This is a genomic window from Leptotrichia sp. SK-5 (assembly GCF_055387215.1).
Genome location: NZ_AP028931.1, coordinates 63,812 through 78,448, shown reverse-complemented (window position 1 = coordinate 78,448; position 14,637 = coordinate 63,812). Strand labels below are relative to the sequence as shown.

Here is a 14,637-nt window from a genome sequence, read left to right as displayed (position 1 = left end):
AAAGGCTGTCAAGACTAAAAGTGCAATACTTAAAATTAATAATGTTTTCCAGTTATTCTTTTTCATGAAAACCTCCTAAAAATTATAGTTTTTTAATTTATTTATTATAAGTATACCACAAAAAAGACAGAGTAAAAAATATAGGGGCAAATAAATTTAATTAAATTTCAAATTAACAAAAAAGAGGAAACCAGTTACAATATAATCGCCAAATCCTATTGAAAGGCGGTTTCCTCTATGATCAGAATATCAAATTTTTCTTCACTTGTAAAGACTTTTTTTAAAAATATTTTTTCCTTCAAACTTCCGTTTGAGCAGCAGTTTAAGCTGTTTGTCTCAAAGGCCTTTGAAACGCTGTTTAGAGTTTATGTCAAAAGAGTTGACGATGCCTTTTTTCATTCCGATGAAAGAAATGATAAGTTTAAAAGCAAAGGATTTGTTAAAAGAACTGTTACCACTGCCTTCGGGGATGTAACTTTTGAACGTCGAAAATATGTAAACAAAAAAACAGGCATTCACTATTACATTGATGAAAAAATTGGACTTAAGCGGTATAGACGGCTTTCTGAGGAGATGATTTTTACTATACTTTTTCAATATCAGCATACTACAGCTTCATTTCTTGCAAAAACTTACGGTGTTTCAAGGGCTACCGTGTATAATCTTGTCAATTCTTTTCAAATGCCGAAACTTGATATTGAAAGATTTGAAAGAGATGACAGTTCGCCAGTATATATGGAGATTGATGAAGATCATATGAAGTGCAGAAGAAGTAGAAATACATATATGAGGATGATTGTAATACATCGTGGAATTGAAGAAATCTGCACAGGCAGGAACAAACTCATTGACAAGCACACAATAATGTTTCCTGCATCCGTATCGCTTGAGGAAGTGTCGGAGTATGTGCTTAACTATCTTGAAAAAAGATACAATATGGACAAAAAGAAACTAATTGTGAACTCTGATGGAGGAACATGGACAGACAGCTTTGTAAGAGAACTTGGAATTTACAAGCCAATACACATCTATGACAAGTTCCATTTAGTAAAAGCCATAGCTGAAATTTCTAAAAGGGACAAGGAAATATCAAAAAAACTTTACAAATGGCTAAAGGGAGATAGTTTTAAAGAACTTGAAAACTTTTATGAAAATTTCAAGGAAAAGGAGAATGTGAGCCAGAGAAGAAAGGAGCAGATGAAGATGCTGCTTAACCAGCATGAGAAGATAAGGAGGATATATACTGAAGAGGATTACATAGGCTCAAGGACGGAAGCCCTTGTGTCCCACGAATGCTCAAGATTTTTGTCAAGCAGGCCGAAAGCGTTTTCAAGAAGGAAGATAATGGCAAGAGCGTTATATTGTATAGATGTCAAACATTTGTTACAAAAATATATTAAAAAAAATATTTCTTTCCTAATGTATCTTTAACCTACTGATTTCCCTTGTACTCTTTTAATACTTCATTTGGACTCTTAAAGCCCAGTACTTTTCTTGATATGTTGTTGTATCTTGTATTGTATTTCCTTATTGACCTTAACAGTTCTTCCTTGCTTTTAAATTTCTTGTCTCCATAGTACTTGCTGTCAAGCCTGTGGCTTCTTTCCACTTTTCCATTCTCCCATGGCGAATATGGACGGGTTGTCACGTACTTTATCCCCTTCTCCTCCAGTTTCAGCTCAAACAGCGTTTTCTTATCACTTTCAGAATTTGTGAACTCTTTCCCGTTGTCTGTCTGAACTTTCTTTACGTCAAATCCCAGCTCCCTTTCCAAGTTCTCTAGAAACTTTGCGGTCTGATAGGTACTTTTTTCATCTGCTATCCTTAACACTCTTTTTCTTGTATATTCATCTAATGCCGTTATTTGATAATACTTCTGGTCACGTGTGCCAAACTGTATGCATTCTTCCGTAACATATTTTATGTCTATCTGCACTCTTTCCCCAGGGTACTTCGCCTGTTCAGCCTTCTTTTTTCTTTTATGCGGCTTTTTAGGCTTTTCTTTGGCATTGCCCTTCATTTTCCTTATTATCTTGCACATTGAATCGTATGTACGGCTGTAGCCTTCTTTTCCTGCTTTGACATAAACTTCTGCCAGCCCTTCATAGCCAAACTTCCTGTATTTTCTCATAACAATCTCTATTTCTTCTTGCGTGTGCTGGTTCAGGTGGCTTTCAGATCTTCTGCTTTTTGGCAGGAGAGACTGGACTGTGCCGTCGTATCTGTCTCTCCAACGTTTTATCTGCTGACGTGATGTCTTATACTTCACTGCTGCCTTTGAATTATTATTATGTTTTATTGCATGCTCAATTGCCCATTGACGGACACGGTATATTTCTGATATACTACTCATATGAAAGGTTTCTCCTTAATGTGGTTTGGTAGATTTACATTATATCAGAAACCTTTCTTTTTTTGTATATTCTTGTCACATATGTATTATCTCACAACAGATGGAATGCTTGCCAGAAATTGTTAATGAAACAGGAAAAAGCACAAATATGCCATATTTGAGAGGAGGAGAATGTCCGCTTAGGGAAGTTTTGAAAGAAATATCACAAAGTAAAATATTTTAAAAAAAGCAGTTAAAAAAGATTTATTGTGGTATTTAATGACTGCCCCTATATTTTTTACTCTGTCCCACAAAAAATATAGAATTGACTATGCAAATAACAAATGCTATAATAAGGCAGATTTATTTATACTATTTAGGAGGTATTATGAGAAAAAATATTTTAAGAAGTTTGTTATTGCTGGCAATTTTGTTATTTGCAGTTAGTTGTGGTAAAAAGAATGATACAATTAAAATTGTATTTTTACCTAATGAAACTAATGATTCGTTGAAAAAGTCAAGAGAAGAATTTGCACGGGTTGTACAAGAAGCAACTGGGAAAAAGGTTGAAATTGTAACAACTACAGATTACAATATTACGGTTGAAAATATTATTTCTGGTCAGTCACAAATAGCTTATATTGGAGCTGAAGCGTATTTGAATGCTAGACAGAGAACTAAGGATATTGAGGCAGTGCTTACAAATGCAGGAGAAAGTGGAACATTGGAAGATGCACGTTATTACAGCTTTATTGCAGTAAGAGAAGAAGATGCTAATCAATACCGTTCTGGAGATGGATTTGACTTGAAAAAATTAAAAGGTAAGTCTATGGGATTTGTTACAAACAGCTCTACATCAGGATTTAAAATACCTGCTAATTACATTGTAAAAGAGTTTGGGCTAAAAAATACAGATGAAGTGCTTGGAAATAAAGTATTTTCAAAAGTTATGTTTGGAAATTCACATCCAGGAGCACAAGTTTTATTATTTAAAGGAGATGTTGATGTTGCGACATTTGCTATTCCAAAATCATTTACAATTTATGAGCTGACTGCTGGAAAAGACTTTAATTCAGGAGCTACATATAAAGTAAAAAAAGGAGCAGTTGCACCATTTGGGGATTATGCTGGAAAAAGTTTTACAGTTATAAAATCAATACCTGTTTACAATGGGCCAATCGTATTTAATACAAAAACTTTAGCAAAAGAAGATCAAGAAAAAATCAAAAAGGCACTTTTAGCTAAATCAACAACTGACAATCCACACATTTTCAGTGATAAGAAAAGTAAAATAAGAGGACTTTTCTTAAAAGAAAACCCAAATGTTGGATTTGTGGAAACAAATACAGCTTGGTATGAAGGAATGAAAGATATAAAATAATAAAAATCGAGGGAAAAAATGCGTTTAGATAAATTTTTAAAAGTAACAAGAATTATAAAAAGAAGAACAGTGGCAAAGGAGCTGGCAGACAATGGAAATATCGTTGTAAATGGAGATATAAAAAAATCTTCATACGATGTGAAAAAAGGCGATATTTTTGAAATAAAGTATTTTAACAAGAACATAAAAGTAAAAGTACTGGATCTACCTCCTGAAAGTCTAAAAAAGGAATTTATTGATGAATATATCCAAATAATTGACTAATTATTTTTCTTGTTTGTAATAAAATAATAGTAATTTTTGCATTAGATATTTAAATTAAACTTAAAGATTTTAATTATTTTACTTAAATTTTAAACAATTTTATTGTCAAAAAGTTTGATTATGAATTAGCTTTATAAGCTACATAAAAATACAGTAAATATTGTATTTTTATTGAGGTTTTCACTTGTTTTTTTTAACAAATGAGGTATAATTATAATGGAAAATATAAAATATAAATTACAAAACAAGGAGAAGACTTATGAAAGTTACTGATATTCGTATTAGAATTGGAAAACAAACGGAAAACAATGAAAGGTTACGGGCGTATGCTGACATCACATTTGATGAAAGTTTTGTCATTCATGGATTAAAGATAATTGAAGGTCAAAATGGGCTTTTTGTAGCAATGCCTTCAAGAAGAATGCCAAATGGAGAATTTAAGGATATTGTTCATCCTATAAAACCTGAATTAAGAGCCGAAATAACACAAGTTATTTTAGAAAAATTTGAAGAGGAAAGTGCTGCTCAACCTGACGCAGAATAAAAAATTGAAAAAATTAAAAGTACACCTAAAAATACTAAAATTATATATACATTAATACTAATATCAGTGGTGTACTTTTTTCTTGTCTATTTATTTTTTTAAAACGATTCTATTATTTAACATTTCTACCGCAATTTTATCTTTTATTTCTTTGCATAACTGGCAAATACAGCAAAAATTGTAAAAATATCATTGTAAGAATAAGAACAATATCATATAGCCAAATTGGATTTATAAACTTTACTTGTGGGATAATGTGGCTTTTTAAAAACATTGCATTTATCTCTTTAAATATCCAGTTATAAATGAATGCGTAAAGGAATATTAGCAACAGTGTAATTACTGACTGAAAAAATCCTTTTTTTGTAGGCTTGTCATTTAGATATCTATAACCAAAAAAAGCTGTAAAAACAATAAGAGCGTGCATTATCATAAAAAGATAAACATAATAATTATCGTGATAGTATATTATTCCTGGTAAAATTAATGCCAATATTGGTCCAAAAGTTAAATAGTATACGGCATTATACAAAAATTTTGTTTTAAAAATCAAATATAGCCCTGCAAAAATTGCTGCAAAATTACAAAGATGTACAGGTGTTACATTAGTTATTGGCTCATTTTGATACATTAACCTGTAAATCGAGTCAACTAACTTAAATATTAATAAGAAGTATCCTAAAAAAGTTGAGTACTTATTTATATCCAAATTTTTGAAAAATTTAGGAATATAAAATAAAAATATACAAAATAAAATAGATACAATAAAAGTTTCTATATGAATAGGACTAAAATAACTAAAAGTCAAAAGTTTCTCCTTTCTAAATTTCCATTTGTGAAATTAATTATTGGTTATTTTCTACATTTAAGAAAATTATACTTGCCAGAATTTTTTTATAAATTTCAAATATTCCAACTAAAATTCTAGAGATAATAAGAATAATTATTACTGTCATAGCTGCATTTGGTGATTTTAATACAGTTACTGAAGCAGATGCCATCAAAAAAGATGATATGATAGCTGAAATTATATTTATTAAAAATAAAGGAAGAATGATTGTTAGTCTATTGTTTTCTAGCAGTTTTAGATTTCTTTCAAATGCAGTTGTCAGGTTTATATTTCTTGATAAATATATTTGTCTAAAAAATGCTGCAAAGTATGCAATTAAAAATATAACTGCTATACCTATCGGTCCTAAAGATTTTGTAAGATTACCTATAAATGTCATTGCTATAGCTAAAATTATAGACCTTAGTAATATATCCTTTCTTGTCAATTCATTTTTTTTATCAATTCTATTAATAACGTCATTTTGGAATAAATTCAAAGCATATTCTATTATTATTAGAATTAAAAGGTTCATCAACACCTCCATTGTTGGTAATTTAGGAACTTGTTGAGTATGTACAGCTTTTACCATGGTAACAAATGAATTATGCATTATATAACCGTTAAGTGTAAATAATGCTATAATTGAAGGTAGATATTTTTTATCTGTACTTAACAATTTCTTAAAAACTTCAAAAGATTTAAGATAATAATCTTTTTGTGTTAAATCTTTATTTTTTAATGATTCATTTATTTCTTTCATTTTAACCTCATTTCTATTTTTATAATGATCTTTTAACCAAACTTAATTATGTAAGAGCCTTTACCAATTATTAGGTTAATAAAATTAGTTATTTTTTAATATATCTCTTAACTAGTTCAGTTTTTATTTCCTACGTTCAAAGTTTTATTTAAAACCTTGTAATGTTGATTATTGCTTTGCTTGTGAAAATATCCAGTCTTTTATCCCAGAAATACTGTAAGCAATTTTCCAAGTTCCTGAATGTTCTGATCCAGAATTAGCATCTTTTAGCAAATATGGGTTTGTTCCTTTTTCAAGTGTTGTATATTTGATATTTGATTTTTGGGCAATAACTTTTCTTGCACCTTCTAAAAATTGTTCATTTGTGTAGTCGGCCTTCCAAGTATCTCTTGCCACAGTTGCTCCTCTTTTAATAAGTTCACTTGTAATAGTATTCATACCTGGATAAGCCTTTTCATCTCCAGTTGAAACCATTATCCAAAGATTATTTTTTGCCATAGGGGTTACTTCCTTTTCATTCCATTGGCAAGCTACCAAATATGAAGCAGCAAATAAATCAGGGTATTTAAAGTTCATAACAATTGCCATCATTCCACCCATTGATTGTCCTGTTGCATATAATTTTTTTTCATCAATACTATATTTTGAAAGCAAATGATCTTTTACAAGATTGACAGTTGCGTCTAAATCACTTGTAATATCGCCATTATCATTCACAACTTGTCTTGAATATTGTGGAGCCAGTACAAATGCCTCGTGTTTTGCTTGTTCCTCAGGAGTAGCAAATGAAATAGCACCATTTCCTTGTAATAAAGTAGCTTTTGTATCTTCACTTAGAACACCCATATCATGCATAAACAGTACAAGCGGATATTTTTTATTTTTGTTATAATTTTTTGGAATGTACAAATTATATTTTACTAATGTTCCTGTTTTTGGATCTTTGTATTCAAATTGTTTAAAATTTTCTACAACTAAATTTTTTGTTTTATTATTTTCAAGTATTGCAATGCTTTTTTCCAATTTTTTACTATTTGTAAATAAAATATCTTCCTTTTGTGTAATACTCGATGTTGCTTTTTTCATTTGAAATGTAGTTCCTGGTCCTCCTTCAATACGAAGAGAAGCTCCTGCATCCTTAGGATTTAATTCAATAATTACATATTTTCCGTCTTTTACGATATTAGTTCTTTCAGGACGTGTGTTTGAATATACATTTTCCACATTTCGCCCAGCTACTGTGAAAGTATTTTTAGTCAATTGAGAATTTACGACTTTTTCGTTAAATTCTACAATAATATGTGTAACTTGTTGTCCTGTTCCAAATACTTCTGTTACAGATGTTACATTTCTAATACCTTTAGGATATTTTATTTTTTCCATTTTAAATGTTGTAGTTTCTGCCGAAAAGCTCACCATAGATAATAACATCCCAAATATTGTCAAAAATAATAATATTCTTTTCATAGATACTCTCCTTTTCTGTTTTTTATTATTTTATGCTGCTTAAAAATTAAAACCTTTTATAAATTTTACCACACTTTTTTGTATTTTTCTACTGTCCGAAATGTTGCTTTTTAAATAATGCTATTTCACAATATTTAAAAAATCTTTCTTGTTTACTTTCATTACAACAAGATTATCAGCAGTATCTTTCTCGTTATTTTTCCCTTTCGGACTTACTGTATCAATAGTTATTACTACTTTTTTCATTTCAATTTTTTCATTTAATTCTGCCTGTTCTTTCTGTGTATTTTCCAAAAAGTACAGCTCAAAATGATTTCTTGTTTCGAGAATTCTCTGAATTTTATATTTTTCAGCAAATAATTTTAATTTAATGCTTAAAATAAATTTTTTCATCTGCTCTGGAATTTTCCCAAACCTATCTCTAATTTCATCAAGCAAATCAGTTAATTCGCTATCTGTTTCCAGCATTGCAAAACGTTTATAGATATTTAGCCTTTCATCTTTTTCAATATATGTTTCAGGAATGAAGCCTCTTTCATCCAGAATAATTTCTACATTTTCAATTTTTTCAACAAACTCGCCCTTTTGCTTACGAATTTCCTCATTTAGCATTTTTATGTATAAATCATATCCAAAAGTTTCAATCGTTCCGTGCTGCTTATCTCCCAAAATTTCCCCAGCACCACGTATTTTCAAGTCTTCCATCGAAATTTGAAAACCTCCTGATTTTATCCCTTCCACTTTTAGCATGCTTTCTTCCTTTTGCCGTCCCTGCTTTGTAATATTTCTCGTTTTTAATAAATAACAGTATCCTTGCCTGTTGCTACGTCCTACACGCCCTTTCAGCTGATACACCTGCGATAATCCTAGACCAGTAAAGTTTTCAATCAGAATGGTATTGGCATTTCCCACATCAATTCCATTTTCAATGATTGTTGAAGCAATTAGAATATCAAACTGCCCATTTTCAAAACGTAGTAATTTATCCTTAATTTCCTTTGGCGGAAGCTGTCCGTTTATAAATTCGATTTTTACAAACTCTGGAAGCATTTCCTTCAGTTCCTTCAATTTTTCCTTCATATTTTTTACATCGTTATAAATATAGAAAACTTGCCCATCACGTGACAGTTCACGCAGTATTGCCATTTTTATTGTTTTCTCATCCCAATCGAGAATTTCTGTTATAATGGGAAGTCTATTTGTTGGCGGAGTGTCAATTATGGAAATCTCTCTGATTCCAAGCATCGCAAGATTTAATGTACGTGGAATCGGAGTTGCAGTTAATGTCAGCACATCCAGTTTTTCTCTTTGAGACTTTAACTTTTCTTTAGCCTTAACGCCAAATTTTTGCTCTTCATCAATAATTAAAAGCCCTAAGTTCTTAAATTGCACATCATCACTTAGAAGCCTGTGAGTTCCAATAACTAAGTCAATAATTCCACTTTTCAGATTTTTTAAAATATCCTTTGATTTATTTTTTGTAAGCCGTGATAAATTCTCAATTGTAATCGGATAATTTTCAAATCTTCTTTTAAACCGTTCAAAATGCTGTTCCGCAAGCACCGTAGTCGGAGCCACCATAACAACCTGCTTTCCATTGTCAATCGCTTTGAATGCCGCTCTCATCGCGACTTCCGTTTTCCCATATCCAACATCTCCACACACAATTCTGTCCATTATTTGTGGACTTTCCATATCCCTTTTCACATCATTTATGGCATTTCTCTGATCTTCCGTTTCCTCAAATGGAAAATTCGCCTCAAATTCCTCCTGCCACACAGTATCCTTCTGATACACAAAACCATTCTGGCTTTGCCGTCGTGCTTGTATTTTGATAAGTTCTGTCGCAAATTTCTGAATATCTTCTTCGAGTTTTTTCCTTTTTCGCTTAAATCCTCGTGTTCCTAGCCTGAATAACTGAGGTTCCGTATCATTTGACACATATTTTTCAAGTCTGTCCAGTTTTTCCACAGGAATATACAAAATATCTTCGTCAGCATACTTGATTTTCAAATAATCCCGCTCTTCCATTGTCTGAATTCCCTTATAAATTCCAACACCATATTGAACATGAATTACGTAATCGCCTTCGATTATCTGATTGATTTTTTTATATTTTATAGCTTTTGTTGTTTTTTTCTTTCGCTCGTAAATATATCCGTCAAGCTCCCTGTCTGTCAGCACAATAAAATTATTTTTTCTATTTTTATTATCTGGATTTTCTGAAGTATCACTAAACATAAATCCTTCAAACAGCTCATATTTTTCAATTTCCAGATTGTTTTCTTTTTTAGTTAGAATTTGCCCAAATTCAGCCATTTTCTTCTCATAACTATTTGTAAAAATATAAACATCTTCAATTTTTGACAATTTTTCAAGCCTATTTTTATCCCTAAAAGTCTCAATCTGCTCCTGTGAGAAATTTTTAGTCTGCACAAAAATACTTTTTTTCTTCAGATTTTCATACCTCTTTCGATAAGTTTCCTCACGGCTTCTATCAAGCAAAATAAACTCTTCCATTTTATAGTCCAGCAATTCTTCATTTTCAATAACAATCGTTACATCTTCCGCCCTCAATTCATCGATAAGCTCAATCAATTCATAATTATTTCCAGAAAGCAAATTTCCAAAAATCTTTATTTCTTCCATTTTTTCCACAGAAATCTGGCTATCAATATCAAAAACTCTTATACTTTCCAGTTCATCACCAAAAAACTCGAGTCTAACAGGATGTTCCAAGTCTGGTGGGAAAATATCAAGAATATCTCCACGTCTGCTATATTGCCCTTTTTTTTCAATCAAATATGAATTTTCATACCCATTTTCCACAAGAAATTCCACAATTTTTGAAAAACTGTATTCTTTCCCAGTTTCAAAGGAAAAAAACTTAACCTTTTCAAAAAATATATCCAAAGTAATCTGTAAATTTACAAATAAAATAAATTTTTCCTGATTTTTTAAAATATCCAGCAGTCTTATATTTATTCCTGTAATATCTTCCTTATTTTGTGAGATATTTTCAAAAATATCAATTATTTTTTTATTTTCTAACTTATTTTTAGTTTCTTTACTATTTTTTTTACTACTTTTAGATTTTTTTGTTAAAATATTCTTTTGTTTTTCTAATATTTCATAATAATTTTCAAGCATTGCATGATAATTTTCCAAATTTCTGTTAGATGTGGAAATATAAATTACCTTTTTCTTTTCTGAACATAATAAAAACCACGGAATTGCACCGCGGTAAAAATTATTTTCAGATTGTAAAATATCTATTTTTTTATCTTTTAATTTTTCTATTTTATCTAAAAAACTTAAGTTAAAGTTCATAAAAAGCCTTCCCTATTTTTATCTGTTGTTGTACAATCGCCATATTCCATAAACTACATAAATATAAACAATATATGGCACAAATCCAAACTTATGTAAGTATGAAACAGCGAAAGCAAGTAAAACTATAATAATCGCAAAACCAAGCCCCTGTATAATTTCTGCAAACGAAACTGCTTCATCACCAAAAACATTTGGTTTGAATATAGTGTTTATTGGTCTTGTGAAAGGATTTAAAATTAATACGGAATAAATAATTGCTTCAGTTTGAATTCCTAAAAACCAGAATATGATTGTAGAAAGCCCAGCTAAAAATCCAAAAAATACTTTTCCAAGTCCATGTCTAGGAGTAGTGAAAGTATCTGTCAGAACGAAAATACCCATAAAGATAATTTCTCCCAAAGTAGTTACAACATTAACATTATTGCTTGAAGTAATATAATATCCAAAGAAAATAGTAACAAAAAATGATACTGGTATATGCCAAGTCATTTTTGTTCGATAGATTAAATAAATCGCTCCAATAACCATTGCAGCTATTGAAAGTTCTCCTATTATTCCTCTATTTATCAATACTAATGAAGCTAATCCTGAAACGTTATCGCTGGCGATTCTCATACCTTCTGCATCAGTCCAGGCTGGAGAATTTGGTGCAAGAACAGCTGGAAAGAATGTAAATACAAATAATTTTCCTAAAATCACCGGATTAAAAATCTTTTTATCAGTTCCTCTATATATAATTTTTCCAAATATTGTTGCCATTGCTCCTGCAAATGCTGCCACATAAAGTGGTGTAAATGGTGCAAGCACAAACCCTGTCAAGGCTCCTATTGTAATTCCAGAAAGTTCTTTCAAAGAATCTCTATTTTTTTGTATGAAAAATGAAAATATTACTTCTGCTAGTTCAGCTGTAATCACAGATGACAAAATCACTAAAATAGGGGTTATTTCATAGACAAAAAATGCTACAAGTAACATTGGAATTAGAGATATTAAAATATCTATATTTATTTTTGTCATATTTTCTTGTAACTCTTTTTTCTTACTTCTAAACATATTAAATTTTCACTACCTTTCTTATCTGTATTATATGTTTTACCTAGTTTTGTAAATGTATACTTAACTTTTTAGATTAATTATTAATTCAAATTATATTGAGATACTTATTCCGATGAACTTGAATCTCCTCCACCTGACGAAGATGATCCTGAACTGCTGCTTCCACTACTACTTCCAGTAGAACTTCCACTTCCTGATGATTTTGGAGCAGAATCTTGAGATTTAGATGTTTTTTCTTGTCCAGCAGATGAAGAAGAAGTATCTTTTAGACGGCTGTGTTTTGGTGCTTTAGCTATATTTTTGTTATTTCTTCTGTTTTTTCTATTTTCTTTTTTACCATTTTCTTTACCACCATCATTAAGTGCAAATGCTGGATTTGTTGTATCCGAAGAAGCTACTTGTGTAGGTTGTGTTGGTGTATTAGGTGTAGGTTGTACAACAGTTGGCTGAGTTTGAGTCGGATTTGCTGCAACTGGTGGTTGTTGTGAAGTTGGTTGCTGTACTGCTTGTTTTTGTTCATTCTTTTTGGTTTCAATTTTTGCAGTTTTTTCTTCTTTTATGTCTTTTATTCTATCGCCAACTTTTTTTGTTTCGTCTTCAATCTGTTTTACCAAATTTTTAGAATTTTTTGAATCTTGGCTTCCAAATGCTACTAATACTATTGACATTAAAAATAAAATAATTCCTTTTATCTGTTTCATTTTTGTTCTCCTTTTTTTAATTTTTTAGCAAAATATAATTTTAAATCTACTAGTAACCCAATTTTATTAATTTTTTTTAGATATATCAAAGTTTTTATTATATAATGCTTTGTAAATTCCATTTTTGCTTAATAATTCATTATGGTTTCCTATTTCTTTTATTTCACCTTTTTGTATTACTACTATTTTATTACTATTTTCGATTGTTGTCAACCTATGAGCTATAACAAATGTAGTTTTTCCTTTCATAAGTTTTTCAAGTGCATCTTGAACCAGTTTTTCAGATTCATTATCAAGTGCTGATGTAGCTTCATCTAAAATTAAGATTTGAGGATTTTCCAAAATTGCACGTGCAATCGCAATTCTTTGTTTTTGTCCACCAGATAATTTGACACCACGTTCTCCAATTTCAGTATCATATCCCTCAGAGAGATTTTCAATAAATTCATGTGCGTTAGCTTGTTTAGCAGCTTCCACAACTTCCTCAAAAGTAGCATCTTGACGGCTATATTTTATGTTACTAAGTATAGTTCCTGAAAAAAGGAAAGTTTCCTGTGGTACAATCCCTATTGCCTTTCGTAAACTTTTAACATCATAGTCTCTAATATCAGTTCCATCAATTTTTAAAGAACCACGAGATACATCAAAAAATCTTGGAATCAAATTGACAAGTGTAGATTTTCCACCACCAGAATTTCCCACAAAGGCAACTGTTTCACCTTTTTTGACAGTTAAGTTAACGTCCTTTAATATTTTTTCAGGATTGTCTTTATATTTAAAATCAACATTTTCAAAATTTATATCATTTGAAAAGTTTTCAAATTTTATACAATTTGGATTATTCACAATAGATGGCATTTCTTCAAGAATTTCTGAAACTCTTGTAATTGAAGACAAGTTTACACTTATTGCGTTAAATCGAGTTATAGCACGTCTTGCAGGTGTGTACATTGATGAAATTGCACCTACTATTGTGATAAAATCTCCTGCAGTAAAGTTATGAGCCCTTAAAACACGATAACCTCCAAATAATAACAGTAATGCTACAATTATATAATTCAAGGCTTCCATTATTGAATTGGCTTTTGCATTATATCGGGCGGTTCTGATAGCAATTCTCTTTAGATTTATATTTTTTTTGTTAAAATCCTTTATTTCAGACTTTTCTGTTGCAAATGCCCTTATAATCCGTATTCCAGCCAATGTTTCCTGTAATTTTGAATTTAAGCTGTCGATTGCTTCCTGTCTGTCCTTACCGGAACGTTTCAGTTTTTTTGCATATCTTCTGACGGTTACTATTAAAATGGGAGTTACAATCATTACCCCAAGTGTCAAGTCAAAATCTACGTAAAATGCTATACTCATACAGACTATTACTTTTATAACTTCGGGTATCATATTGAAAACTTCCAGTATAATGGAATTTATATTACTGGGATCTGTCATTACCCGTGTCATCATATCCCCTATTTTTTTCCCTGCAAAATATTCCATATCCAAAGTTTGTATTTTATTGTAAATATCAGTAACAATATCTTTATAAATAGATGACGATATTACCGTTGAGAAAATAGTATTCCAGTACATCAGTATCGCACCAATTATAGCGAGCATTATCATTGCTCCAGCCGCATAAAGAATATCCTTTTCATTTTTTCCTGCAATCCCCTTGTCAAACAGCCTTTGTATAAGCATTATTGGAGCGGATGAAACAAGAGATGACATTGTTGCCAACAGAATATTCAGTATAATTAATATATAGTATTTTTTTATATATTTTTTCAGTTTTTGAATTCCTCCAAAATCTAATTTTATATTTTTCATATGTTTAATTTGCCTTTCGTTCTTTACTTGTATGTAAAATTATTTTAAAAGTGAACTTACATTTTACGTCAAGTTATGATTTATTATTCTTTAAGTTAGTTCAATCTTTTTAGACTTGAATAAATTTTAAATCATTTTTTATT

At 30.4% G+C, this 14,637-nt stretch carries 11 protein-coding genes and 1 pseudogene; 4 read left to right on the top strand and 8 right to left on the bottom strand.

Translation table 11 applies throughout. The features are described 5' to 3' along the window. Positions 1 to 237: 237 nt before the first annotated feature. Positions 238 to 1,362, top strand: a pseudogene (locus ACZ5B9_RS00360) (ISLre2 family transposase); the annotation flags it as partial. 70 nt (positions 1,363 to 1,432) lie between these two features. Here the strand turns inward: ACZ5B9_RS00360 and ACZ5B9_RS00355 are convergent. After that, a complete protein-coding gene (locus ACZ5B9_RS00355) occupies positions 1,433 to 2,353 on the bottom strand; it encodes a DDE-type integrase/transposase/recombinase (RefSeq protein ID WP_464422898.1) in 921 nt (306 codons plus the stop codon). Between the two features lie 367 nt (positions 2,354 to 2,720). Between ACZ5B9_RS00355 and ACZ5B9_RS00350 the strand changes: the two genes are divergently transcribed. The 3 genes from ACZ5B9_RS00350 (at position 2,721) to spoVG (ending at position 4,521) form a co-directional block, all read left to right on the top strand. Then, positions 2,721 to 3,713, top strand: coding sequence for a phosphate/phosphite/phosphonate ABC transporter substrate-binding protein (locus ACZ5B9_RS00350; RefSeq protein WP_036071521.1), 993 nt, complete (start codon positions 2,721 to 2,723; stop codon positions 3,711 to 3,713). An 18-nt stretch (positions 3,714 to 3,731) separates the two neighbouring features. Further along, positions 3,732 to 3,977: an RNA-binding S4 domain-containing protein gene (locus ACZ5B9_RS00345; protein ID WP_006805422.1), complete on the top strand. Its 246-nt coding sequence runs from the start codon at positions 3,732 to 3,734 to the stop codon at positions 3,975 to 3,977. Positions 3,978 to 4,236: 259 nt separating this feature from the next. Continuing rightward, complete coding sequence (gene spoVG / locus ACZ5B9_RS00340) at positions 4,237 to 4,521, top strand: septation regulator SpoVG (protein WP_071124165.1); 285 nt, start codon at positions 4,237 to 4,239, stop codon at positions 4,519 to 4,521. A gap of 136 nt (positions 4,522 to 4,657) precedes the next feature. Here the strand turns inward: spoVG and ACZ5B9_RS00335 are convergent, their stop codons facing one another. From ACZ5B9_RS00335 to ACZ5B9_RS00305, 7 genes are all read right to left on the bottom strand, one after another. Then, positions 4,658 to 5,329: a TMEM164-related integral membrane acyltransferase gene (locus ACZ5B9_RS00335; RefSeq protein WP_464422897.1), complete on the bottom strand. Its 672-nt coding sequence runs from the start codon at positions 5,327 to 5,329 to the stop codon at positions 4,658 to 4,660. 37 nt (positions 5,330 to 5,366) lie between these two features. Continuing rightward, complete coding sequence (locus ACZ5B9_RS00330; RefSeq protein ID WP_464422896.1) at positions 5,367 to 6,113, bottom strand: hypothetical protein; 747 nt, start codon at positions 6,111 to 6,113, stop codon at positions 5,367 to 5,369. A gap of 168 nt (positions 6,114 to 6,281) precedes the next feature. Further along, entirely contained in the window at positions 6,282 to 7,580 is a 1,299-nt protein-coding gene (locus ACZ5B9_RS00325) for an alpha/beta hydrolase-fold protein (RefSeq protein ID WP_464422895.1), read from the bottom strand. Between the two features lie 120 nt (positions 7,581 to 7,700). Further along, on the bottom strand, positions 7,701 to 10,910 hold the full coding sequence (mfd, locus tag ACZ5B9_RS00320) for a transcription-repair coupling factor (RefSeq protein ID WP_464422894.1): 3,210 nt from the start codon (positions 10,908 to 10,910) through the stop codon (positions 7,701 to 7,703). Between the two features lie 18 nt (positions 10,911 to 10,928). Then, positions 10,929 to 11,966 (bottom strand): RnfABCDGE type electron transport complex subunit D, encoded by a 1,038-nt coding sequence (locus ACZ5B9_RS00315; RefSeq protein ID WP_464422893.1) that lies wholly within the window; start codon positions 11,964 to 11,966, stop codon positions 10,929 to 10,931. A gap of 107 nt (positions 11,967 to 12,073) precedes the next feature. After that, positions 12,074 to 12,670, bottom strand: a complete 597-nt coding sequence (locus tag ACZ5B9_RS00310; RefSeq protein ID WP_464422892.1) for a hypothetical protein — start codon at positions 12,668 to 12,670, stop codon at positions 12,074 to 12,076. A 66-nt stretch (positions 12,671 to 12,736) separates the two neighbouring features. After that, the gene (locus ACZ5B9_RS00305; protein ID WP_464422891.1) at positions 12,737 to 14,494 is read right to left on the bottom strand and encodes an ABC transporter ATP-binding protein; all 1,758 of its coding nucleotides are present in this window, start codon (positions 14,492 to 14,494) and stop codon (positions 12,737 to 12,739) included. Positions 14,495 to 14,637: the final 143 nt, after the last annotated feature.